This window comes from Salinivibrio sp. ML323 (assembly GCF_001995745.1).
Lineage (GTDB): Bacteria > Pseudomonadota > Gammaproteobacteria > Enterobacterales > Vibrionaceae > Salinivibrio > Salinivibrio kushneri.
The window spans coordinates 1-24577 of the sequence record NZ_MUES01000001.1 but is presented as its reverse complement, the minus strand read 5'-3'; the positions used below and the strand labels follow the sequence as shown (position 1 = coordinate 24577).

Annotated in this window: 16 protein-coding genes, 1 tRNA gene, 3 rRNA genes and 1 riboswitch; of the genes, 9 read left to right on the top strand and 11 right to left on the bottom strand. The window is 52.3% G+C overall.

The genetic code is table 11. The features are described 5' to 3' along the window. Window positions 1–19: 19 nt before the first annotated feature. The 3 genes from BZG13_RS00100 to csrD all read right to left on the bottom strand — a co-directional run bounded on the left by BZG13_RS00100 (window position 20) and on the right by csrD (window position 3707). Window positions 20–1063 carry a rod shape-determining protein gene (locus BZG13_RS00100; protein WP_046073887.1) on the bottom strand — a complete coding sequence of 348 codons (1044 nt, stop codon included), beginning with the start codon at window positions 1061–1063 and terminating at the stop codon, window positions 20–22. Between the two features lie 158 nt (window positions 1064–1221). After that, window positions 1222–1731 (bottom strand): hypothetical protein, encoded by a 510-nt coding sequence (locus BZG13_RS00095; RefSeq protein ID WP_077484131.1) that lies wholly within the window; start codon window positions 1729–1731, stop codon window positions 1222–1224. Further along, entirely contained in the window at window positions 1728–3707 is a 1980-nt protein-coding gene (gene csrD / locus BZG13_RS00090) for an RNase E specificity factor CsrD (protein WP_069361771.1), read from the bottom strand. Before csrD ends, BZG13_RS00095 begins: the two co-directional genes overlap by 4 nt. Window positions 3708–3827: 120 nt before the next feature. Here csrD and BZG13_RS00085 point away from each other — a divergent pair, with 120 nt between their 5' ends. Next, window positions 3828–4715, top strand: coding sequence for a LysR family transcriptional regulator (locus BZG13_RS00085; protein ID WP_077484129.1), 888 nt, complete (start codon window positions 3828–3830; stop codon window positions 4713–4715). 144 nt (window positions 4716–4859) lie between these two features. Further along, a complete protein-coding gene (locus tag BZG13_RS00080) occupies window positions 4860–6020 on the top strand; it encodes an alpha-hydroxy acid oxidase (protein WP_077484127.1) in 1161 nt (386 codons plus the stop codon). Window positions 6021–6125: 105 nt separating this feature from the next. Here the strand turns inward: BZG13_RS00080 and BZG13_RS00075 are convergent, their stop codons facing one another. Further along, entirely contained in the window at window positions 6126–6674 is a 549-nt protein-coding gene (locus BZG13_RS00075; protein ID WP_069361768.1) for a single-stranded DNA-binding protein, read from the bottom strand. A 285-nt stretch (window positions 6675–6959) separates the two neighbouring features. Between BZG13_RS00075 and BZG13_RS00070 the strand changes: the two genes are divergently transcribed. From BZG13_RS00070 to BZG13_RS00050, 5 genes are all read left to right on the top strand, one after another. Beyond that, window positions 6960–7667 (top strand): LuxR C-terminal-related transcriptional regulator, encoded by a 708-nt coding sequence (locus BZG13_RS00070; protein ID WP_069361767.1) that lies wholly within the window; start codon window positions 6960–6962, stop codon window positions 7665–7667. Window positions 7668–7730: 63 nt separating this feature from the next. Continuing rightward, entirely contained in the window at window positions 7731–8696 is a 966-nt protein-coding gene (locus BZG13_RS00065) for an acetyltransferase (protein WP_077484125.1), read from the top strand. Between the two features lie 180 nt (window positions 8697–8876). Next, complete coding sequence (galU, locus tag BZG13_RS00060) at window positions 8877–9740, top strand: UTP--glucose-1-phosphate uridylyltransferase GalU (RefSeq protein ID WP_069361765.1); 864 nt, start codon at window positions 8877–8879, stop codon at window positions 9738–9740. A 132-nt stretch (window positions 9741–9872) separates the two neighbouring features. After that, window positions 9873–12698, top strand: coding sequence for an excinuclease ABC subunit UvrA (gene uvrA / locus BZG13_RS00055; RefSeq protein ID WP_077484124.1), 2826 nt, complete (start codon window positions 9873–9875; stop codon window positions 12696–12698). Continuing rightward, window positions 12698–14368 carry a Wzy polymerase domain-containing protein gene (locus tag BZG13_RS00050; protein WP_077484123.1) on the top strand — a complete coding sequence of 557 codons (1671 nt, stop codon included), beginning with the start codon at window positions 12698–12700 and terminating at the stop codon, window positions 14366–14368. Before uvrA ends, BZG13_RS00050 begins: the two co-directional genes overlap by 1 nt. Here the strand turns inward: BZG13_RS00050 and BZG13_RS00045 are convergent. Then, window positions 14365–15498, bottom strand: coding sequence for a pyridoxal-phosphate-dependent aminotransferase family protein (locus BZG13_RS00045; RefSeq protein WP_077484122.1), 1134 nt, complete (start codon window positions 15496–15498; stop codon window positions 14365–14367). The two genes, BZG13_RS00050 and BZG13_RS00045, sit on opposite strands and share 4 nt — an antisense overlap. 263 nt (window positions 15499–15761) lie before the next feature. Next, window positions 15762–15949: riboswitch (Lysine riboswitch) on the top strand. 120 nt (window positions 15950–16069) lie between these two features. On the opposite strand from BZG13_RS00045, the gene lysC reads away from it, so the two are divergent. Then, a complete protein-coding gene (gene lysC, locus BZG13_RS00040; RefSeq protein ID WP_077484121.1) occupies window positions 16070–17428 on the top strand; it encodes a lysine-sensitive aspartokinase 3 in 1359 nt (452 codons plus the stop codon). Between the two features lie 38 nt (window positions 17429–17466). On the opposite strand, the gene metH is transcribed toward lysC, so the two are convergent. Beyond that, window positions 17467–21126, bottom strand: a complete 3660-nt coding sequence (gene metH / locus BZG13_RS00035; protein WP_077484120.1) for a methionine synthase — start codon at window positions 21124–21126, stop codon at window positions 17467–17469. Window positions 21127–21309: 183 nt separating this feature from the next. Between metH and BZG13_RS00030 the strand changes: the two genes are divergently transcribed. Then, window positions 21310–22602, top strand: coding sequence for a cation:proton antiporter (locus BZG13_RS00030; protein ID WP_077484119.1), 1293 nt, complete (start codon window positions 21310–21312; stop codon window positions 22600–22602). A 45-nt stretch (window positions 22603–22647) separates the two neighbouring features. Here the strand turns inward: BZG13_RS00030 and metA are convergent, their stop codons facing one another. From metA to BZG13_RS00005, 5 genes are all read right to left on the bottom strand, one after another. Next, window positions 22648–23595 (bottom strand): homoserine O-acetyltransferase MetA, encoded by a 948-nt coding sequence (metA, locus tag BZG13_RS00025; protein ID WP_077484117.1) that lies wholly within the window; start codon window positions 23593–23595, stop codon window positions 22648–22650. A 180-nt stretch (window positions 23596–23775) separates the two neighbouring features. After that, window positions 23776–23891, bottom strand: a 5S ribosomal RNA gene (gene rrf, locus BZG13_RS00020). 7 nt (window positions 23892–23898) lie between these two features. Next, a tRNA-Thr gene (locus tag BZG13_RS00015) sits at window positions 23899–23974 on the bottom strand. A 197-nt stretch (window positions 23975–24171) separates the two neighbouring features. Further along, window positions 24172–24287, bottom strand: a 5S ribosomal RNA gene (gene rrf / locus BZG13_RS00010). 115 nt (window positions 24288–24402) lie between these two features. Next, a 23S ribosomal RNA gene (locus tag BZG13_RS00005) occupies window positions 24403–24577 on the bottom strand; the annotation flags it as partial.

Genomic DNA, 24577 nt, shown 5'->3' with positions numbered 1-24577 from the left:
GTTTGTAGGCGCAGTCACGTTAATCTTCGCTAAAAAGATCACCGCCGTGCATATCGATCATTTCCAGCGCTTTACCCCCGCCACGCGCGACACACGTCAGTGGATCTTCGGCAACGACCACTGGAATACCGGTTTCTTCGGTCAGCAAGCGATCAAGATCACGTAGCAGCGCACCACCGCCGGTGATCACCATGCCACGCTCAGAAATATCAGATGCTAGCTCCGGTGGGCATTGCTCGAGCGCCACCATCACCGCAGAGACAATCCCAGTTAGCGGCTCTTGCAGGGCTTCTAAGATCTCATTGGAGTTAAGCGTGAAGCTACGCGGCACCCCTTCAGCGAGGTTACGACCACGTACCTCAATTTCACGCACTTCATCGCCTGGGTAGGCGGACCCGATTTCATGCTTAATCCGCTCTGCAGTGGCTTCACCAATCAAGCTGCCATAATTTCGGCGAACATAATTGATGATAGACTCATCAAAACGATCCCCACCAATACGGACCGACGATGAATACACCACGCCATTAAGCGAAATGACCGCCACTTCTGTGGTACCGCCGCCGATATCGATCACCATCGAACCGGTTGCTTCGGACACCGGCAAGCCTGCGCCAATCGCTGCCGCCATCGGCTCATCAATTAAGTAGACTTCACGGGCACCGGCCCCTAATGCCGACTCACGGATGGCTCGGCGTTCAACTTGGGTTGAGCCACAAGGTACCGCCACCAAGACGCGCGGGCTTGGACGCATGTAGCTGTGATCGTGTACCGATTTGATAAAGTGCTGCAGCATTTTTTCTGTGACGTAGAAATCAGCAATCACACCGTCTTTCATCGGACGAATCGCGGCAATGTTCCCCGGTGTTCGACCTAGCATCTGCTTCGCATCATGACCCACAGCAGCCACACTCTTGGGAGAGCCTGCACGGTCTTGGCGAATAGCAACAACAGACGGCTCATCCAGAACAATGCCCTGTTCTTTTACGTAAATCAGTGTATTGGCGGTTCCCAAGTCAATGGATAGATCGTTGGAAAACATCCCGCGAAGTTTCTTAAACATGATGGTCGATTAATCCTGCAAGCTATGAAATCAGACAAATTGAGCTAAATGTATCAACGCGTAAGGTAAGCGGCAAGATACGGTGCTGTAAACCTGAATGAGATCTGTGTTTTTTTTCAATGCGCTGTCATTTTGATGTTTTTTTCATCAACAACACATTATTCCTGTTGTCTTTCTCGGGTTGGTGATTGGCATGACTGATGGATCACCAACTGCGTCGATGCCTTCGTTGACGCCGTTGCCTCGTTATACGTTAAGTAACAATCCGTCGCGGGCTGCTCATGGAACAGCCAGATCAAGTCGACCCGATTCTTATCTGGATAGCGTCGTAACTGCCAACGCGTTGCATCCTTCAGCGCCGTCACTAACTCAGGCAGGGCACTGATCTCGGGGTAGCCATAAGAAACGCGAATGGACGTGCCATTGACGGTCAGTGTGTGTTCAGCCTGATCACTGACCTTTTTCTTTTCGGCCAATGCATGTGTTTGCGTCATGGCGCTTTCGATACCGCTTTTTAAGCCTTTAAGCGCTGACACATTGGCATCCGCCTCATAATCGTAAAACTTCGGGATCGCAATCACCACCAGCACCGACAAGATACTGACGACGAGTAAGGCTTCTAACCATCCGCGTCCGTGTTGGTGGGAGAGCTTGATAGCTGGACTCATCGCTTCCCCCATCGGCGGCGTTTTCTCTGTGCCGGATGCGGAGACATTTCCGCCCCAAGCAGCCGCCCTTGTCCGCCAGCGACACCCAGTTCTTTCACCACAGACCATTCCTCATTGGTTTCCACGCCCACCGCCAGTACCTCGGTAGTGGTGGCCTCACAAGCACCTAACACGCTGCGTAAATACAACTGGTTCTCTGGTCGTTGGTCAATATTGCGCACCAAACTACGGTGAAGCTTGATATAGGCTGGTTGAATATCCTTAACATAGTGAGTGCTCACTATCGTTCTACCTGCTTGGTCAACAACTAGACGGCACCCTAACGCGGCAATCATTCGTAAGCAAGGCCGCGCCGCATCAAAGTGTGAAACCAAAGCGCCTTCAGACACTTCCACCAGTAAGCGATTCAAGGTACTGCGTGGCGTTTGTAGCAAGATATCGCGCAGCCACACCACAAACTCACGTTGACAAAGTGAGTATGCACTTACATTGACGGCGTAGTTATCGATATAGTCACGCGTTTTTAACCACCACAGCGCGCGACCCATGGTCGCCTTGTCAAACGCCACATCCATACCGACCCACTCGACGCCTGGCCAAAAGCGCGAAGCCTTGAGTACCTTGCCCTTTTCGTCCTTAATTCGGCCTAAAAGTTCATAATGAAGGCGGGTTTTGCCATCTCGCGCAAACACAGGTTGGCGATAAAGCATCGGTCCCTCTCCTGCCATCACCGACTCGAGCAACGTCCGCCAACGCACACTGCCCCGCTTATCCAGTTGGCTGAGTTGCTTATCGAACTGTGACCAACCATTCTGGCCGGTTAGTACCGCCGCTTTAAGTGCGCGCTCGGCTTCGTCCATTAATCGTCCACGTCGCTCACTGGCACCAAACGAGGTCATGCCAAGATGAAACCAGTTGTCTTGATCAAGTGCCTCCGGGGGAGCGAGCTTATCTAACGCATTGGTGATTTGCGCTAAAAAGGGATGCACTTCGTCTCCAGCTTGGTTGACCAGTAAAATGGCGAAATCCGAGGCAAAATAGCGCGCCAGCACCGCATCGGGAAAGCGCTGAATCGCATTAGACAGGACATTGCCAATCGCTTGAATCAGTTGGTCGGCGGCTTCTTGCCCATGCTGCGCCACCAAATCTTCCCATTCTGCCACTCGCACCAAGATCACACTACCTTGGCTGGCATCATCACTGGCCAGGGTATGCAGGCGATTATCAAACATCACTCGATTCGCAGCGCCGGTGAGTTGGTCTAAAAAGGTGTTGGTGCGAATAAAGGTATCAAAGCGGCTTCGCTCTTGGCGGGCTTCTTTAAGCTCTTCGATAAGCTGAGTCAACGCCGCACTGGCTGGGATTGGCCACTCGCGGGGGTCGCCTTGCTGCGCATCGTCGAGTCGCCCTGCTAAAATCAGTCGGCCACGCTGCTCGAGCACCTCACTGCCATACAGCTGACGCCGGAGCCAACGGATCCCCCATGTGAGCCCCAATACAATCACCAAAATCGCCGCCGATAACGAGGACAATGGACCAATCGAATAGGCAAACTCCGCATAAGGCGGTACGAAGGTCAATTTGACGGCAAAACCAGGGTTGCTCTCCAAAGGAATATCGCGCGAGATCACCTGCTGGTTAGCAACTGTCTGGTACTGAATTTGTTCGTATTGATACAGAATGCCAGCGTCCGAGTAAATCGTTAGGGACGTTACATCACTGGCTTTCAACATCTTGGGGAGCCAACGCGAAAAGTATTGGTTATCGCGCTGATCGCCTGCCATCTCTTGATCGATGACCTCCACCATGCCATCGACATAATGCGAGATAAAATCAATCCCTAACTGGCGAAAACTGATCGCACCGCCAATAAACAACACAAAAATGGCGCACACCACAATAAGGGTGACAAATGCTACGAGTCGGTTGGTCAGCTTCATACCGCTGACTTTGATCGCATTGGCTGTTCTATCCATGATTCTCTGCTGACTTGGGTCGCCTTTGGGGGCTAATAGCCGCTATTATCAGGCTTGGTTATCATAATGTGAATGCCTAGACCACGAATCGGTGGCTGTCTTTTTACGCAACGAGGACTCATGGACTGGATTACCTGTACACAAAGCTTTATCTGCGTGGTGGATCATGGCTCGCTAGCCCAAGCGGCCACCAAGCTACACACCTCAAGCTCTGCCCTTTCAAAACGCTTAAGCTGGCTAGAGCGCCAATTGGGCGTGCAATTGCTCAAACGCACCACGCGCAGTCTGTCGATGACGGATGCGGGCGATCTCTTCTACCATCGCGCCAAGACGTGGGTCGACGACTGGCAACAATTAGTCAGTGAGACCACCTCCACCTTTGGTGAGGTCAGTGGTGTGTTGCGTATCGGGGCACCATTGGTGACAGGGAACCGCTTTCTGGTCAACTTTATTGCTGAGTTTCTTGAGATTTACCCGAAAATCAAAGTCGAACTCACCACCCTCACCCCTGGTCAGCTGCCGGATCTGAACCTAGACGTGGTGATCAGCCGTGAACTCGAATATTTTAACTCCGCCAGCTACATCGCCGCTAAGTTATTTGATTTTCAACCTGGCTTTTTTGCCGCCCCTGCCTATCTCGAACGCCATCCTCCTATCACCGCACCCGAGCAGTTAACCCAACACAATATTTTGCTGTACGGTAATTYACATCAGCCTCAAGAGCGGGTGTTTGAAGATGGCACCCGCTTACAATTATCCGGGAATTTTGTCTCACCTAACCCTGAAGCCTTAGTCAGTGCTGCCGTGATTGGTATGGGGATCATTTTAGGGGGCGCCGGGACGGTGCAGAAAGAAATCGATCAAGGCTTATTGGTCCCGGTGCTGCCAGCCCTTAAGCAACCACGATTATCGGCCTACGCCTACTACCCTAAGCTGGAGTACAACCACACCAAAACCAAATTATTCATCGACTTTATTAAACAAAAAGTTAAAGGCTTGTACGTTTAGTGTGCCGTTAAAGCATAGGTAATACCAAGCTTCATCAGGGCTTAGCCGATTTTGGAAAAAGTATTTTATCTTTTATCTATATATCGATAACAATCACTGCGCTAGGGTGAGCCAAGACACTCACCGCAACAAGGCACGAGACCCATGGCCTATTATAATCCTAAATACCCTGATACTCCTTCTCTCAAACGCGCCGCAAAGCGGCGTATCCCCGCGTTCGCCTTTGATTACCTTTGTGGCGGTTGCCATGATGAGATTGGCGTGGCGCACAATGCCGGGGCGTTTGAACACGTAAAACTGCAATCTGACTTGCTTGCACCTACCCCAGAGATCGACTTATCCGTCGAGTTATTTGGCCAACGCTATGCCGCGCCTTTTGGTGTCGCCCCTGTGGGACTTCAAGGGTTAATGTGGCCCAAGGCCCCGGAAATTCTAGCGAAAGCGGCCTATCGAGCAAAGCTTCCTTATGTACTCAGCACCGTATCCTCAGCGAGTCTTGAAACCATCGCCGAGATCTCTGAGGGAACGGCGTGGTATCAACTCTATAATCCGACGGATGCCAAGATCCGTGAGGATCTCATGGGGCGTATCAAACGCGCAGGGTATAAGGTACTGGTGGTGACCGTGGATGTGCCGACCTTCGGTTATCGTCCGCGCGATATAAAAAATGGCTTGGCGATGCCGCCGAAAATGAACCTTCGCAATATCCTGCAAATGATGCAGTGTCCGGCGTGGAGCTGGCAGACGTTACTGGCCGGTGTACCTGAAATGCAAACCCTCAAGCCTTATATGCCAAAAAACATGCCCACCAGCGAACTGGCCAACTTTATGAACAATACGGTGATGGGCGCCGTCGACTTCGACAGCCTTAAGGTGATCCGCGATAACTGGGACGGCCCCTTGGTACTAAAAGGCTTGGTCAACCCAGACGATGTCAAACAAGCGGTTGCGCTCGGGGCCGACGCGGTGGTCTTATCTAACCACGGGGGGCGTCAGTTAGATGTTGGCGAGTCGCCACTGGATACCATTCAAACCATCAAGCGCTTATATGGTGACAAGATTAAACTATTGATGGACAGTGGCGTACAAAGCGGCGGGAATGTGGCCCAAGCGATGGCCATGGGCGCTGACTTTACCTTGCTGGGCCGCACTTTTGTCTATGCCTGTGGCGCGGTGGGTCACCACGGCGGTGAGCATGCAATAGACATGCTCACCCAACAAATGACGCAAGTGATGGGCCAGTTAAAATGTCCAACGCCGACACAACTGCCACACTTCTTAAAAGCAGGGCCTGGCGTCGCCTAACTCCTTCCGTTCAGTGACCGACCATGCCAAAACGCAAAAAGCCCCAACCGGGGCTTTTTCGTTGCAACAACCTTGGCGTTGACACGCCATTTCACGCCGCGCGTTTTAGAACGGAATGTCGTCGTCAAAATCAGGCAAATCGTTATATTGCTGCTGAGGTTGCGACTGTGGCTGTGGTGCCGACTGTTGTTGCGGTGGCTGTTGGTTAAAGTTTTGCTGTGGTTGCTTAGGCTGCTGAGGCTGTCCCCATCCACCTTGCTGCTGCGGTGACTGCTGCATGGGCTGACCTTGGTTCTGACCACCACGGCCACCCAGCATTTGCATGCTGCCACTAAACGGCTGTACCGCGACTTCCGTGGTGTAACGGTCTTGCCCGTTTTGGTCTTGCCACTTACGTGTCTGCAGTTGACCTTCGATATACACCTGAGAGCCTTTGCGCAGATACTCACCCGCGACTTCGGCGGTTTTACCGAACAGCACAACACGGTGCCACTCTGTTTTCTCACGCATCTCACCGGTGTTTTTATCACGCCATGACTCTGAGGTCGCGAGGCTGAGGTTCGCCACCGCACCGCCGTTGGGGAGGTAACGGATTTCCGGATCGTTGCCCAAATTACCAATCAAGATGACTTTGTTTATGCCACGGCTGGCCATAGGTGACTCCCACTGTTCTTGGTTGCGCGCGAAACGATTTCGCAAACTGGATAAATAAGGAGGAAGTCTAGCACGAGCACCCCAGAGGTTCGAAGCTTTTCCACGCGATCTGTTTCCATATTCTGCAGTTAACGCGTCGGCACAATGGGTTATCCCTCGCAACGTATACCTTAAAGATAAAAATGGTTTAGACTGATGGAAAGCTTGCCCAGCCTTGACGTCGGTGATCATCCCACTGACGTCATGTGCGGATACGCATGTTGAGTCATCATCAGTAGGATGCTTATGAACCAGGCCGAAACCACCTCAGATAGTTACACTCTGCTTCTTATCTCTCAGCCCAGCATGTCTGTGTCTGCACTGATGACATGCTTGGAAAAAGAAATCCATAGCGAGGTTGAGCTCGTCACGCCCGATGCGATCACCGACAAGCTCACCGCCCGCCCAGGCCTGGTGCTGGTCGACTTAAACGCCTTTGATGATATGGCCACCGAGCAGCTAAAACAATCGCTGATCCCCTTTGCCGACCAACATGTCTTTGCGCTGCTCAATGCACATGATTTAAGTGCCAAAGAACTCGCCAGCTGGCCATTTATCAAAGGGGTCTTCAAAAAAGAAGATGAGATCCGGCATCTGTGTTACGGCATCGAAAAAATGTTCTCTGGCGAGTACTGGCTACCCCGTCATAAAATGGCCGCGTTAATTCACTATTATCAGCAGCACCACCAACAAGCGATCGATGAGCAGACCATTGTCCTGACCAACCGTGAACAACAAATCCTACGCCACCTAGTCACGGGCGCTTCCAACCAAGATATAGCCCGTGCATTGGACGTCAGTGAACACACCGTCAAGTCGCATCTTTATAATGTGTTCAAGAAAATCAATGTCAGAAACCGGGTGCAAGCGGTGTTTTGGGCGAAAAACAATTTATCCTTAATTGGCTCAACAGGGCTTGAGGCCTACCCTGGCGCTGACGACGATCACCGCTAGTTGGGCCAAGCTCGTCAATCAAGGTAAGATGGCGCGTCACTCAATTAACAAGGAAGTCACGGTATGGGGTTTGATGTCTTTAACGGGGATGCAGATGGGCTTACCGCGCTGGTGCAATGGCGCTTAGCACACCCACAAGCCACCACGTTAGTGACTGGGGTGAAACGCGATATTGCCCTGTTAAAACAGGTACCCACCGACACCGAACAGGTCACTGTACTCGATATTTCGATGGCGAAAAATCAAGAGCCACTTGCCACACTGCTCGCCTCGGGCGCGCATGTTTTCTACGCCGATCATCACCAAAGTGGCCCCATCCCTGACTCGCCGTTGTTAGACGCGCATATTCATACCCGTGCCAATACTTGTACCGCGCTTATTATCGACAAGCTTCTCGGTGGCCAGTATCGAGAATGGGCGTTGGTTGGCGCGTATGGCGATAACCTGGATCGCACGGCTAATGCCCTCGCCCGACAGTCGGGTATTGACGAACATACCCGTGCACGCTTAGAGCAGCTCGGCCACTACCTCAATTACAACAGCTATGGCGCGAGCTTGGATGATCTGATTATCCCGCCCGCGGTGTTATACCGCCACCTGTGTGGCTTTTCGACCCCCGATGCTTTTATGCGTGCTTATCCGGACATGGTGATGGAATTAGCTAATGCGTATCAACACGATCGGGAGCGCGCCCAAACCCTCAGCCCCGAGCTTAGCGATGAAAACGCCCAGGTCTATCTGCTCCCTGATACCGCGTGGGCACGGAGAATCAGCGGCATGCTTGGCAACCAGTTAGCCAACCGTCACCCTGACCGCGCCCATGCTGTGCTCACCCCTATGCCCGGAGGAGAGTGGATGGTCAGCATTCGTGCCCCGTTAAATCGTCCCACTGGGGCCGCGCAATTGGCGGAGCAGTTCATCACGGGCGGAGGGCGCGCTGCTGCGGCGGGGATTAATGCCCTTCCCTCTGCATCCTTATCGGCCTTTACCGATGCATTTATGACACATTTTTCCGCCCATGCGGACTAAGCAACGCGGGTGTGGTCACGCTATCTGGGGGCATTGGTGCGTAGGACTTGCTTAGCCGCACTGAACCCAGCAAACTATTGACCCAGATAACATTGTTAGCAGCCGCTTGCTAGCAACCCGCTTGGTGGTGTCGACCGAATAAAGATCCGTCGCCACCCAATATAAAAGAAAGGATCTGAGATGATTAAAAAATGTCTGTTCCCAGCGGCTGGCTATGGCACCCGCTTTTTACCGGCAACCAAATCGATGCCCAAAGAGATGATGCCAGTGGTCAACAAGCCTTTGATTGAATACGGCGTGGATGAAGCCTTGGAAGCGGGTATCAACGGCATGTGTATCGTCACGGGGCGTGGTAAGCATGCCATCATGGATCACTTTGATAAGAACTATGAACTGGAACATCAGATCAGTGGCACCAACAAAGAAGTGCTACTCGATGACATCCGCAACACCATTGAAAAAGCCTCTTTTACTTACATTCGCCAACACGAAATGCGCGGTCTGGGGCATGCGATTTTAACCGGCCGTGAGCTGGTTGGCGACGAAGCCTTTGCCGTCGTACTCGCCGATGATCTTTGCATCCATCCTGATAACGGCGTCCTCAAACAAATGGTGGCCTTATATAATCAATTCCGTTGCTCGATTGTCGCGGTGGAAGAGGTGCCGGAAGATGAGACCCATAAATATGGTGTGATTGCCGGCCAAGAGATCAAAGATGACCTTTTCCGCGTAGATAATATGGTGGAAAAACCCGATCCGGGCAATGCGCCAAGCAACCTTGCCATCATTGGCCGCTATATTCTGACGCCAGATATCTTTGATCTGTTAGAAACGACCCCGCCGGGTAAAAACGGCGAAGTGCAGATCACCGATGCGCTGCTCAAACAGGCACAATCAGGCTGTGTACTGGCGTACAAATTTAAAGGTGAGCGCTTTGATTGTGGCAGCGTGGAAGGCTTTATTGAAGCCACCAACCACTGCTACCAACATCACTACCTTGGCGGACGCAATAAAGACGAAGCGACGGTGAAAAATCGCCGATAACGTTAATCGCGTCGGATCGCGTGTTTTCCCCTTCATGTAAAGGCTGTGTAAATATACAGCCTTTTTATTTGGTCATGGTCATGTCTAATACTAGGCGACCAACCAGTGAGCTGACTGAGTAGTAGGATAATAATGGACAATATCGACGTCAGAGGCGCGCGCACGCACAACCTCAAAAACATCAACCTCACCATCCCTCGCGACAAGCTGATCGTGATCACTGGCCTGTCTGGTTCCGGAAAGTCATCATTGGCTTTCGATACCTTATACGCAGAAGGCCAGCGCCGCTACGTTGAATCCTTGTCAGCGTATGCACGCCAGTTTCTTTCCTTGATGGAAAAACCCGATGTTGACCATATTGAGGGCCTGTCGCCTGCTATCTCGATAGAGCAAAAGTCCACCTCGCACAATCCACGCTCAACGGTCGGCACCATCACTGAAGTGTATGATTACTTGCGCTTGCTCTATGCCCGTGTCGGTGAGCCACGCTGTCCCACTCACGATGTGACCTTGGCCGCTCAGACCATTAGTCAGATGGTCGATAAAGTGCTCGCGCTGCCAGAGGGCAGCAAGCTGATGCTGCTCGCGCCGATCATTAAAAACCGTAAAGGAGAGCATGTTAAGACCCTTGAGAACCTCGCCGCACAAGGGTTTATCCGTGCAAGGATCAATGGTGAAGTGTGCGATCTGTCCGATCCGCCGACACTCGAGCTGCAGAAAAAGCACACCATTGAGGTGGTGGTCGACCGCTTTAAAGTGCGCGATGATCAGCAACAGCGTTTGGCGGAATCTTTTGAGACTGCGCTCGAGCTAACAGGCGGCAGCGCGGTGATCAGTTGGATGGACGGTGAAGGGGAAGAGATCATTTTTTCCGCCAACTTTGCCTGCCCACACTGCGGTTACAGCATGCAAGAGCTTGAACCTCGCCTGTTCTCCTTTAATAATCCAGCCGGTGCCTGTGGTACCTGTGACGGCTTGGGAGTGCAACAGTATTTTGATCCCAAGCGGGTGATTCAAAACCCAGCGGTTAGCTTGGCGGGGGGCGCGATCCGCGGCTGGGATCGGCGTAATTTTTATTACTTCCAAATGCTACGCTCGCTGTCTGAGCATTACGGGTTTGATTTGGAAGAGCCATGGCAGGATCTTTCCGGCACCATTCAGGACATTCTCTTGTATGGGTCAGGGCCGAAAGAGATCGAGTTCAAATACGTCAACGATCGGGGCGATATTCGTGTACGCAAACATCCGTTTGAGGGGATCCTCAACAATATGGAGCGTCGCTACCGTGACACCGAATCGAATGCCGTGCGCGATGAACTGGCCAAATATATCGCTACTAAACCCTGTGCCAGCTGCGGCGGCTCACGCTTACGCCAAGAAGCTCGTCACGTGTTTATCGACGGCCACAATCTACCCGAGATTTGTGAGCTGAGCATTCAACAGGCGCTAGACTTCTTTGAACAGCTTACCTTAACCGGACAGCGCGCCAAGATTGCCGAAAAGGTGATGAAAGAGATCCATGACCGGCTACGGTTTTTGGTCAATGTAGGGCTCAATTACCTGAATTTATCGCGCAGTGCCGATACCCTCTCTGGCGGTGAAGCACAGCGTATTCGACTGGCCAGCCAAATTGGCGCGGGCTTGGTGGGCGTCATGTATGTTCTGGATGAGCCCTCTATCGGCCTGCACCAGCGTGACAATGCCCGCTTGCTTGACACCTTGGAGCACCTGCGCGATCTGGGGAACACCGTGATGGTGGTCGAGCATGATGAAGATGCCATACGTGCGGCCGACTATATCATTGATATTGGCCCGGGGGCCGGGGCACATGGGGGTCACATTGTTGCCGAAGGCAGTTTAGAGGACATACTGACCAGTGAGTCGTCACTGACAGGCCAGTATCTAAGTGGCAAGCAAGCGATCAAGGTGCCTGCAAAGCGTATTGAGCGCGACCCGAACAAAATGTTGACCCTGAAAGGGGCAACGGGCAACAACCTGAAAAACGTTGATCTTCACCTACCTGTCGGACTCCTTACCTGCGTGACGGGTGTGTCAGGCTCAGGCAAGTCAACGCTTATCAATGACACCTTCTTTAAAGTCGCCCACCAGCAATTGAACGGCGCGACCACCGCTGATCCCGCGCCGTATCAATCGATTGATGGCTTGGGGCACTTTGATAAGGTGATCGATATTGACCAAAGCCCTATTGGCCGTACCCCACGCTCAAACCCAGCCACTTATACGGGGATCTTTACTCCGATCCGTGAGCTGTTTGCCGGCACGCAAGAAGCGCGTGCGCGCGGCTATAAAGTGGGTCGCTTCAGCTTTAACGTGCGCGGCGGTCGCTGTGAAGCCTGCCAAGGGGATGGCGTAATCAAAGTGGAAATGCATTTCTTACCCGATGTGTATGTGCCTTGTGATGTGTGTAAAGGCAAGCGCTATAACCGGGAAACATTGGAAGTGCGCTATAAAGGCAAGACCATCGATGAAGTGCTGGAGATGACCGTCGAGGACGCGCGTGAGTTTTTCGACGCCGTGCCCGCGATCAAGCGCAAGCTACAGACGTTGATGGATGTTGGCCTGAGCTATATTCGCCTTGGCCAAGCCGCCACCACCTTATCGGGCGGTGAAGCACAGCGGGTTAAGTTAGCCCGAGAGTTGTCTAAACGGGATACGGGTAAAACGCTCTACATCCTCGATGAGCCGACCACAGGGCTTCATTTCCATGATATTCAACAACTGCTTAATGTCTTGCATCGCTTGCGCGAACAGGGCAACACTATCGTGGTAATCGAGCATAATCTGGATGTGATAAAAACCGCGGACTGGATCATCGACTTAGGACCTGAGGGCGGTAACGGCGGCGGTGARATCATCGCGCAAGGTACGCCAGAAGACATCGTCGATGTTTTGGGTAGCCACACCGCCCACTTCCTCAAACCTATGTTGGAGCGATAATGACCTCAGCGCTGCCGCCGAGTCGCGTAATAAGAAAGCCGCTAACAGCCCCATTTCTGCTTGCGTTAGCGGCCTTGTGGTTAATCTGTTTGCCCCTCTATTCGGTGTCTCTCCCGTTAGTGGGCATTCGTCACCCTGCGGCAGCGTTATCACTACTGACCTTGGCGTTTACCTTAGGGTTTGCCTGCTTGGAAGTCGTGCGTCAACATACCTGGCGGGCAAGCCGACTGACCTGGATGCTTGGTTTGGCAACGGGCCTGGCGATTATTCCTTATTACTATCCGCACACAGAGGCACTCAATAGCGGTTATGCCATGGCCGCCTTGATACTGAGCCTCGGTTTCTTCTCCAGCCTTCAGCAGTTTGTTTTTAACCATTCGCAGCGGCAAAAGCTACTCGGGGTATTTTTGCTCGCCTCTTGGCTCGCGGTGCTGTCGGTGTTGGGCAATCAACCACCACCGGGCATGGCACCTTTTATGTTTAACAACTGGGTGCCTCACTTGCCCCCAGCGGTCACGCATACCCTGCTGCTCACGGGGCTGACGTTAGGCGCATACATTCTCGCCAGAGAGCCGAGTGGCCGCTATCGCCACCCTATCAGCCAAAGCTTATTGGCCGTCACCCCCTTCATTTTTATTCCCGTATTAGCGATGCAAGGCCAGCCCCTGCTGCTGCTCTTTGCCTTGTGTGCCGTCGTGTTACAGCAAGCCTATTTGGCTCGCTTTGCCTCCAGGCGCCAGCACAAAGCCTGGCTTGTGGCGGTCTGTCTCGGCGCTATCCTGGCGGTATTTTTCCTCAGTGGTCAAGATAGTTGGCAATGGCTGAGCGCCAGCGAGCAACGTGCGTTGTTGTTAGCGTGGCAACAATGGCAGACAACGCCGTTTTTTGGGGTAGGCATGGGGAATGGCAAGCAGGCCTTGCTATTGCTTTCTGCTTCACAACCCGGCCATCTGGGTCCAGTGAACCTGCCCAGTGCACTGCTATTTTGGTTGTTGGAAGGAGGCTTATTGATTGGATTGGGCTATGTGTTGGTGATCATGGCTATCGGCGTCAGGATCTTTCGTGCGCCCCCAGGAACACGGCGGATCTTGATTGCTTTAGTGCTCCCTCCGCTCACAGGACTGATGATCTATCCGGTGAGCGGCACCCAGTGGTTTAATGGGATATTGTTACTCCTTTGGCTATACTGGCTTGATAACCTCACCAGTAAATATCGCCGCTACCCAGTCCTCACTCATGGTTACAGCCAACGTATGGCCAGTCGCACCGTGATCACTGCCCTCGTCATCGCGACACTCGTGTGCCTGTCGTCCGTGTATTTGGCCAATCGTTATTTGCGCGACTCTTTACTCAGCTCACAACGCTTTGCCTTGTATCAGCAGCATCCATGGTGGCAGCAAAAGCTGGCCCACGCACAACAAAGCCGTCACTTTCAGGCTAATTTGGCGACTCTGTCTGACACTGAGCGCCGCCAACATCTTAACCAATTATTGCGTCAAGTGGCGCAAAGACCACGCTTTGCTGGCTACCAGCACGCCTATCAGGTGGCTCTGCAAATCGGTGACCGTCAACGGGCTCGCGATATCCAGCAAGAAGCGCGTTACTTGTATCCAAACGCGGCGAAGGTATGGACAACCCGCCATACCCTCCCAGACCATGCGACGCCCTAGCGTAATGCCTCTTCCAGGGCTTTAAGACACAGGGCAATGTTCTCATCCCTTGCGCCATAGCCCATTAAGCCGATCCGCCAGGCTTTGCCGGCAAGATCGCCCAGCCCCGCGCCAATTTCCAAGTTATAGGTGTTGAGGAGATGCTGGCGCACGGCGGCATCATCCACGCCCTCAGGAATATAAACGGCGTTAAGCTGGGGCAAACGATAGGGTTCATCGACCACAAAGCCAATTCCTAGGTTGTCTAATCCCGCTTTTAAACGCTGATGCATCGTGCGGTGGCGCTGCCACGCGTTTTCAATCCCTTCTTGATACAATCTAAGCAGGGCTTCATGTAAGGCATATAAACTATTCACGGGTGCCGTATGGTGGTAGMTACGTTTGCCGTCGCCGCTCCAATACCCTAACACCAAACTTTGGTCGAGAAACCAGCTTTGCACCTTGTGAGTGCGCGCCTGCATTTTTTCGATTGCACGGGGCGAGAATGTCACGGGCGATAAGCCCGGCACACACGATAAGCACTTCTGACTGCCTGAGTAAACCGCATCCAACTGCCATTCATCGACTTTCAACGGCACGCCACCGAGTGAGGTCACCGCATCGACAATAGTGAGGCAGCCATGCTCGCGCGCCAAGGTGGCAAGGGCCTGTGCATCTGAGCAAGCGCCTGTGGACGTCTCAGCATGGACAAATGCGACAATGCTAGCCTCCGGGTGCGCTTTCAAAGCCGCTTCAACCTTTTCAGGATTGACCGGATCGCCCCAAGCATCATCAACCATCACCGCGTGTGCGCCACAGCGTTCCACGTTTTCTCGCATCCGGTCGCCAAACACGCCATTGCGACACACGATCACTGTGTCGCCAGGCTCCACCAAATTGACAAAACAGGCTTCCATCCCGGCACTCCCGGGGGCAGAGACCGCAATGGTAAACGGATTTTCGGTTTGAAAAGCGTACTGCAGCAGCTGCTTGACCTCATCCATCATGGCAATGAATAAGGGATCAAGATGCCCCAATGTCGGCTTACTCAATGATTGCAGCACCGATGGATAAATGTCAGAAGGGCCTGGCCCCATCAGTGTGCGAGCGACAGGTTGAAAAGACTGAATATCGGAAATTGCACGAGCCATCACGAATCCTTGTTGTTGGTACCGAAGCTCACCGTTATAGCATATTTTTTCGCCATCCCCCTAGCCTCTGGCACATGAACTGTGTGATCGCTAGCGTCGATTTGCTTTTCTTGTCAGGGTCGATAATGGGCAATGGCCTTTTCTTGCCTGGGTGAGAGGCAGGCGCTGGGCAGCGCTCCTATCGAGCGTAAAAACACGGTTGACACCCTGCGATCACACCCGTAATGTTAAAACTGTTCATGCGGTCACCGACCCATGACTGAACATGCAGAAGAGGTGCATTTCTCAGGCAGTTATCAAGCGGAGCCCCACTCCTAAGCATGATAACCAGGGGAGACAATGCCGAGGTGGCGTACGTTCGGGGTCGATACGCTGCCGGCCTTGAAGGCTGAATCCTTCAGGCTGTCACTTGTCATCCATATGGACAGACAGGTGGAGCGCTTCTGGCAGACTACACCTGCCGTTTGCTCTTCCTACCTTGTCGCGGTATTTATCGCGGTCACGATGTGACTTCTGATGTTCCCCATCATTTTTAATTTTTTGACTCTGCTAGCCAGAGAGGGGAAAGGACGTGAGGCCATTACCATCAATTTCAGTCGCTAAGTTTGGCGGCACCAGTGTCGGGACGCTAGCGGCGATGCAGCAAAGCGCCGCTGTTATCGAGCAAAACCCGCAAACCCGTTTAATCGTGATCAGTGCGTGCGCCGGTGTGACCAATCATTTGGTCGCGCTGGCAAAAGGGATCAGCGACCCTGACGCGCGCCAAGCCAAATTAGACGCCATTCATGCCATTCACCAAGCAATATTGCAGCAACTTCCTGATTGCCAAAACACGCAAACAGCCGTCGACCACTGGCATCTCGCCATTGCCGAGTATGCCGAAAAAGCAGCTGCCACTCCGGATTCGGCCTTAACCGATGCGTTGGTGGCCTGCGGCGAGCTGATCTCGACCCATATTTTCACCCATTTACTCAACAGCCGAGGTATGGCAACAATACGGGCCGATGCGCGTGAATTGCTGCGCACCGACAGCCAGTTTGGCTGTGCCCAGCCTGACCCACAGCAGACGCAAACACAGTGCCACGACCAATTGCTTCCGCATTTAGCCACACACCGAGTGGTCACCCAAGGGTTTATCGGCGCGGATGCCCACGGACAAACCACCACCTTAGGCCGTGGTGGTAGCGACTACAGCGCCGCACTGTTCGCCGAAGCCGTGAACGCAGAGAGTTTGGCCATTTGGACTGATGTACCGGGGATTTATACCACCGACCCGCGGATTGCCGACCAAGCGCGCCCAATCAGTGAAATTAGTTTTAGCGAAGCCTCAGAAATGGCCACGTTTGGTGCCAAAATCCTTCACCCATCCACCTTAGTGCCTGCAGTGCGCCAACATATTCCTGTGTTTGTCGGGGCTGCGAGCGCGCCTGAGCAAGGCGGTACCTGGATCCGCGAACAAGCGCACTCGGCACCGCTGTTTCGTGCCGTCGCCTTACGTCGAAACCAAACCATGGTGACACTGACCAGCTTAAACATGTTCCATGCATATGGCTTTTTGGCCAAAGTATTTGAGGTTTTGGCACGATTTGAAATCTCGGTAGACTTGATCACCACCTCGGAGGTCAGTGTCGCTTTAACCCTTGATCAAACCAACACTCAGGGCGACGCACCGCAGCTGCCAGAAGCGGCTATCGCCGAACTGACCCAGTTATGTCATGTCGAGATCTGCGAGAACCTGGCGGTGGTGGCGCTGATTGGCAACGAGATGAATCATACTGCTGGCGCGACAGCGCCGGTGTTCAGTGCCTTAGCACAACACAAACTACGCATGATTTGCTACGGTGCCAGCAACCACAATGTCTGTGTGGTGGTTGAAGATGACGATGCCACCCAGGTGGTGCAGCGGTTACACGCGGACTTATTTGAATAATAAAGAAGCCAGCACAGCTAATGTGCTGGCTTCTTTCGTTAGCCGTTTAAGTTCGGCCCGAGCCATTTTTCCGCTTCTTCGCTGCTCCACCCTTTGCGTGCTGCATAGCTGTCTCGCTGATCGTTTTGGATCTTCGCCACCGCAAAGTAGCGTGACTCAGGGTGGGAAAAATACCAACCTGAGACCGACGCCCCCGGCCACATCGCGTAGCTTTCAGTGAGTGTCATCCCCGTATGCGCTTCTACCGACAGCAATTGCCAAATTTTGCCTTTCTCACTGTGTTCAGGACAGGCGGCATAACCCGGCGCTGGCCGGATCCCTTGGTATTGCTCGCGGATCAGCGCGTCGTTATCGAGCGTCTCATCGGGCGCATAGCCCCACAAGGTGATTCGAATTTGCTGATGGAGATACTCTGCAAAGGCTTCTGCGAGTCTATCGGCGACCGCCTGGATCATGATCGCGTTATAATCATCCCCTTTCGCTTTGTATTCTTCCGCCAGGGCATATTCGCCAATACCACCTGTGACCGCAAATGCGCCAATCCAATCCGGCTGGCCACTGCTTTTTGGCGCAATAAAGTCCGACAAGCAATAGTTGGCACCACGTGGCTTTTTCGTTTGCTGGCGCAAGTGGTTCAGTATAGTGAGCGTCGCTTGGCGAGACCCATCCTCATAGACCTCAATATCATCATCAATGCTATTGGCAGGAAAGAGGCCACACACCCCTTTTGCCGCCACCAAGCCTTCTGCCTCGAAACGATCGAGCCAAGCATTGGCGTCCTGGTACAAACGACGCGCTTCCTCACCCACCAGTTCGTGATCCAAAATCGCCGGGAATTTGCCACTAAGTGACCAAGTCATAAAGAAGGGTGTCCAGTCGATATACTGACGTAAGGTTGCTATCGAGACATCATCGTACACATGGACGCCCGGCTTCGCCGGTTGCGGAGGCACATAGTTTGTCCAATCCGTTTGCCACTTATTGTCGCGCGCCTGCTCAAGGGACACCGGTGCCGTGCGCGGGGTTTTACGCTGGTGCTGCTCACGTACAGCGGCATAGTCTTTAGCTAAACGGGCTACAAAATCCGGTCGCTGCGTCTCGGATAATAACGATGAGCATACCCCCACCGCACGTGACGCGTTGGGCACATAGACCACGGGCGCATGGTAATGCTGCTCAATTTTCACCGCGGTATGGGCTTTGGACGTGGTCGCGCCGCCAATAAGTAGAGGAATATCAAATCCTTGGCGCTCCATCTCTTTCGCCACGTTCACCATCTCATCTAACGATGGGGTAATCAGGCCAGATAGACCAATAATATCGACGTTTTCTTCTCGCGCCACCGACAGGATTTTATCGGTCGGCACCATCACGCCGAGATCAATAATCTCGAAGTTATTACATTGCAGCACCACACCAACAATGTTTTTGCCAATGTCATGCACATCCCCTTTGACCGTGGCGAGCAAGATCTTGCCATTGGTCTGTCCTTGCTGCTTTTCAGCATTGATGTAGGGCTCAAGGTAAGCCACCGCCTGCTTCATCACCCGTGCCGACTTCACCACTTGTGGCAGGAACATCTTGCCTTCACCAAACAAATCCCCGACCACGTTCATGCCTGCCATCAACGGGCCTTCAATCACTTCTAGAGGTTTACTTGCCGCGGCGCGAGCCAGCTCGGTATCTTCAACAATAAACTCGGTAATGCCTTTGACCAGTGCATGTTCAAGGCGCTTTTCCACTGGCCAACTACGCCACTCTGCGGTTTCTGCGACCTCGCTCTCCCCGCTATCGCGATAGCTGTCGGCGATGTCCAGCAAACGCTCTGTCGCCCCATCGTCTTTGTTGAGAACCACATCTTCCACTGCTAGGCGCAAAGACTCGGATAAATCATCATAAATCGCCAATTGACCGGCATTGACGATCCCCATGTCCATGCCATTTTTGATGCAGTGATACAAAAACACCGCATGAATAGCCTCACGGACGGGATTGTTGCCTCGAAACGAAAACGACACATTTGAGACGCCGCCCGAGATCATGGCATGCGGCAGAGTTTGTTTAATGTCGGCCACGGCGTTGATGAAATCAACCGCGTAGTTATTGTGCTCATCAATGCCGGTGGCAACCGCAAAAATATTAGGATCGAAAATAATGTCTTCCGGTGGAAAGCCAACTTGCTCGACCAGAAGGTGATAGGCCCGCGTACAGATTTCCACTTTCCGCGCCTGGGTATCAGCCTGTCCTTGCTCATCAAACGCCATCACGATCACTGCCGCGCCATAGCGACGGACTAAACGTGCTTGGTGTAGAAAGGCTTCTTCTCCTTCTTTGAGCGAAATAGAGTTGACGATGCCTTTACCTTGAATGCACTTGAGGCCAGCTTCAATCACCTCCCATTTGGAGGAATCAATCATCACAGGCACACGGGCAATATCCGGCTCCCCCGCGCAAAGGTTGAGAAATCGCACCATGGCCTTTTCGGCATCCAACATGCCCTCATCCATATTGATATCGATGATTTGGGCGCCGTTCTCCACTTGCTGCAATGCCACTTCAAGCGCTTCGTCATATTGCTCTTCAACGATTAAGCGTTTAAAGCGTGCTGAGCCGGTGACATTGGTGCGCTCCCCCACGTTGACGAACAAGCTATCAGCATTAATGGTCAGGGGCTCGAGCCCAGACAAACGGCATGCCACAGGATGATCAGGAAGCGCGCGTGGCGCATGTTGCTTCACCGCGTCGCTAATCGCTTGAATATGTTCGGGCGTAGTGCCACAGCACCCCCCGACCAAGTTGATAAAGCCAGACGCCGCCCACTCATCAATGTGTGTCGCCATCTCTTCGGGAGAAAGCTCATACTCGCCAAAGGCGTTGGGCAACCCCGCATTGGGGTGGACGGAGACAAAGCCCTCACAAATATCGCTCAGCTCTTTGACATACTGGCGCAATTCAGCTGGCCCAAGTGCGCAGTTTAAGCCAAACGACAGTGGCTCAACATGACGCAACGAGTGATAAAAAGCGGCGGTGGTTTGTCCGGATAAGGTGCGTCCAGACGCATCAGTGATGGTGCCGGAGATCATAATGGGTAAGCGAAAACCGCGGGCATCAAAGACCTTTTCAACCGCAAACGCGCATGCTTTGGCATTCAAGGTATCAAAAATGGTCTCCAACATGATGATATCAACACCGCCGTCAATGAGCGCTTCGGTGGACTCGGCATACACGTCGACTAACTGATCAAAGCTGACATTGCGAAAGCCCGGGTCATTCACGTCTGGAGAGATTGAACACGTTCGGTTCGTCGGCCCTAACACGCCCGCGACAAAACGGGGTTTATCCGGCGTTTTCGCCGTCCACGAATCAGCAACCTCACGCGCAAGCCGGGCTGCCGCGCCGTTGATTTCCGCACTCAGCGCCTGCATGTCGTAATCAGCCATCGCGATTTGGGTGGCGTTAAAGGTGTTGGTTTCAATAATGTCCGCGCCCGCCGCCAGATAATCACTGTGTAGCGAAGCGATCTTATCAGGCTGCGTCAGCACCAAGAGATCGTTATTGCCTTTCACATCACAGTGCCAATCTTTAAAACGTTGGCCACGATAATCGGCTTCGCTCAGTGCCAAACCTTGGATCATGGTGCCCATGCCACCATCGATCACTAGAATACGGTCGCGCAGTTGCTGTGTTAGTCGGTCCATACTATTACGCTTATCATCTTCCTCGTTGCAGTCATTTCATCCTACCACAGCGGAAATGGAAATCTAGACGTCTATAAATAACAATTTATTTTGATCTATTTCAATTCAGCTGTTCGTTTTGAAAGCGATTTCTATTAATATTTCGACACACTTTTTCATTCCCTCATTGCACTAGGAAGCGGCATGTCAACCTACGCAATCCTCAGCTTTATGGCTGCTGCAGCCATCTTTATCGCTTTTATTAATAGTAAAATCAGCCGAGTACAAACCACGATCGCCATCACCGCCAGCTCGCTCCTACTGTCTTTGCTGATAGTGATCGCCGGTCAATACCAAGCAATTCCACTAAAAGCCATGGCCGAGCAAATACTGACAGATATCCACTTTGATACGTTTTTGCTCAAAGGCGTCCTCGGCTTTTTGCTCTTCGCAGGGGGGATTGGCGTCAAGCTTCCCTCTTTCTCCGACCAAAAGTGGGAGATCACAACCCTGGTGATCGGCGGGCTATTGGTCTCTGTGTTGTTAATCGGCTCCGGTATCTGGGGCGTGTTTCAACTGATTGGCATCCCCTTTGATTTCCTCTACTGCCTGTTATTTGGCGCGCTGATATCGCCCACCGACCCCATCGCTGTGCTTGCTATCGTCAAAAAGCTGCAAGCACCGACGCGGATCACCACACAAATTGAGGGAGAGTCATTATTCAATGATGGTGTGGGTATCGTGATCTTTGTGACCCTTTTTACCCTAGCCTTTGGCGACAACAACCCGACGGTGGGCGGTACCATTGCCTTGTTTTTACAAGAAGCCGTTGGCGGGGTTTTATATGGCCTAGTGCTGGGCTATCTTTTCCATCGCTTGATTTGTGCCACTAACGATCACTCGATGGAATTGCTATTAACGCTGGCTATCCCCAGCGCTGGCTATGTCTTGGCCGATATGCTGCATGTCTCTGGCCCGCTGGCAATGGTGGTATCGGGGATCATGATCGGTAACTGGACCCGCTTTATTGGCTTTTCCAAAGAAAGTGAAGATCACCTCGACCACTTCTGGGAATTAGTCGATGAATTTCTTAACAGCCTACTCTTTCTCCTCATCGGGGTTAGCTTGCTGCAAATCAGTTTCCATAAAGAAGACTGGATCATTATGGCGGCGGTGGTTCCTATTGTGCTTCTCGCCCGTTTTATTAGCGTGAAAATGTGCTATCTCGGTTTCAACCGCTTTCGTTCTTATAACCCTTGGGCGGTGCGTATATTAAGCTGGGGTGGGTTACGTGGCGGTCTCGCACTGGCGATGGCGATGGCCGTGCCCGCTGGCATCATGGTGGTGCCGGAAAAAAATATCGATGTTCGCGAGCTGATCCTCATCATGACCTACGCGGTGGTGGTGTTTTCCATTTTGGTGCAAGGCTCAACCATGACAGGCATGGTTGATAAAGCAAACGCAGCACAAGACGAAATGGATACACATCAAACCTAAATCCACACAGCTCCCTAAGCAAAAGGCGTCCGCGGGCGCCTTTTTTTATTCATCCAGGGTAAAGTTAGACGCAGAGAAGGTATCCAAGTCGAAGGGCGTTTGCTGGTAAACACAATAGTTTAGCCAGTTGGCAAACAGTAAATGGCCATGGCTGCGCCAACTCACATACGGTGGCTGGGAAGGATCGTCATCCGGGTAATAATTAAGGGGGACAGCCGGCTCCATCCCTTCTTCTAAATCCCGATGATATTCATGATGCAAGCTATGAGAATCATACTCAGGGTGACCGGTGACAAACACATTGCGCTTATCTTTCGTCGCCGCCAGATAGGTACCCGCTTCATTAGAGGTTGCTAAGATGTCGAGATCCGTATGCTCTGCAAGATAGTTAGGCGAAAAATCCGCATAGCGCGAGTGGGGCGCTAAGAAACTATCATCAAAGCCGCGTAATAGCGGATGTTTGCATAAGTCAGCATTAATGTCGTGCTGATAGACACCCGATAACTTCTCCTTACGAGTTTTCTTTGGCAAGTCGTAAAGTAGCTTTAAGCCCGCTTGCGCGGCCCAACAGATATAGAGGGTTGAAGTAACGTGTTGGTGCGCCCAATTCATCACATCCTGTAAATGCTCCCAGTAAATCACATCCTCGAACTGTACCAACCCGAGTGGCGCGCCTGTCACGATAAGACCATCGAAATTACGTCCGCGAACGGCCTCAAACTGACGGTAGAAGGTATCGAGATGCTCGGTTGGCGTATTTTTGCTTGGCCGGTTATCTATCCGTAAAAGCTCAACATCCACTTGCAAAGGACTGTTAGAGAGTAGACGCATAAATTGCGTTTCCGTCTCGATTTTCTTTGGCATCAGGTTGAGCAGCAGCACCTTCAGCGGGCGGATGTTTTGACTCACCGCGCGCGTCTCGGTCATTACGAATATGTTTTCACGCCTTAGGATATTAGTCGCGGGGAGCTGATCCGGGATTTTAATCGGCATCACTGCCTCCTAGAGATGTTTAGACGTCCAGATATCTAATAACATAACCTAGTCACTGATTAAGCTCAAGCAGTGATCACCCTTAGACCAACATTGTTTTAAGCATAGGAGAAGACAGTATTGATAAGAGAGACAGAAACGAAAAAAGCCCTCCGCGAATGCGGAGGGCTTCAAAAAAGCTCTTGGCAGTGACCTACTCTCACATGGGGAGACCCCACACTACCATCGGCGCAGCAACGTTTCACTTCTGAGTTCGGCATGGGTTCAGGTGGTGCCGTTACGCTATGGCCGCCAAGAAAATTCTGGTGCTGATAGGCAGATTTGAACTGCCGACCTCACCCTTACCAAGGGTGCGCTCTACCAACTGAGCTATATCAGCGAAAACGCTTCATCAAAGTCTTACGTCAATCTGCTTTGATACTTAAATGTTTGCTAACTAAAGCCTAATACTAAGCTCTAATTAGATTATCTTGTTTGATGCGATGAGGATTTTGAATCGAGACGCGCAGTGTATGCCAATACATGAGCATCGCAGATATCAAAAGCATCGAGCTATCAACAAGATAAGCAATGAGAGCCTGGCGATGTCCTACTCTCACATGGGGAGACCCCACACTACCATCGGCGCTGCTTCGTTTCACTACTGAGTTCGGCATGGAGTCAGGTGGGTCCAAAGCGCTATGGTCGCCAAGCAAAATTTGGTGTGTCTTCACTTTTCAGTCAAAACACGTAATCTAGAAAGCTRTTCGTTCTCGCCACAATCAACTGGCTTATTTCAAGTCCGACCCAAAACCGCTTGGGTGTTGTATGGTTAAGCCKCACGGGCCATTAGTACAGGTTAGCTCAACGCCTCACAGCGCTTACACACCCTGCCTATCAACGTCGTCGTCTACGACAACCCTTTAGAGAGCTCGAAGCTCTAGGGATGACTCATCTCGGGGCCAGCTTCGCGCTTAGATGCTTTCAGCGCTTATCTGTGCCG

Coding starts and splice junctions, on each gene's coding strand:
- BZG13_RS00075 (WP_069361768.1), bottom strand. CDS start 6,674: ATGGCCAGCCGTGGCATAAACAAAGTCATCTTGATTGGTAATTTGGGC.
- metA (WP_077484117.1), bottom strand. CDS start 23,595: ATGCCGATTAAAATCCCGGATCAGCTCCCCGCGACTAATATCCTAAGG.
- BZG13_RS00030 (WP_077484119.1), top strand. CDS start 21,310: ATGTCAACCTACGCAATCCTCAGCTTTATGGCTGCTGCAGCCATCTTT.
- BZG13_RS00095 (WP_077484131.1), bottom strand. CDS start 1,731: ATGAGTCCAGCTATCAAGCTCTCCCACCAACACGGACGCGGATGGTTA.
- metH (WP_077484120.1), bottom strand. CDS start 21,126: ATGGACCGACTAACACAGCAACTGCGCGACCGTATTCTAGTGATCGAT.
- galU (WP_069361765.1), top strand. CDS start 8,877: ATGATTAAAAAATGTCTGTTCCCAGCGGCTGGCTATGGCACCCGCTTT.
- csrD (WP_069361771.1), bottom strand. CDS start 3,707: ATGGATAGAACAGCCAATGCGATCAAAGTCAGCGGTATGAAGCTGACC.
- BZG13_RS00050 (WP_077484123.1), top strand. CDS start 12,698: ATGACCTCAGCGCTGCCGCCGAGTCGCGTAATAAGAAAGCCGCTAACA.
- BZG13_RS00080 (WP_077484127.1), top strand. CDS start 4,860: ATGGCCTATTATAATCCTAAATACCCTGATACTCCTTCTCTCAAACGC.
- BZG13_RS00070 (WP_069361767.1), top strand. CDS start 6,960: ATGAACCAGGCCGAAACCACCTCAGATAGTTACACTCTGCTTCTTATC.
- BZG13_RS00100 (WP_046073887.1), bottom strand. CDS start 1,063: ATGTTTAAGAAACTTCGCGGGATGTTTTCCAACGATCTATCCATTGAC.
- BZG13_RS00065 (WP_077484125.1), top strand. CDS start 7,731: ATGGGGTTTGATGTCTTTAACGGGGATGCAGATGGGCTTACCGCGCTG.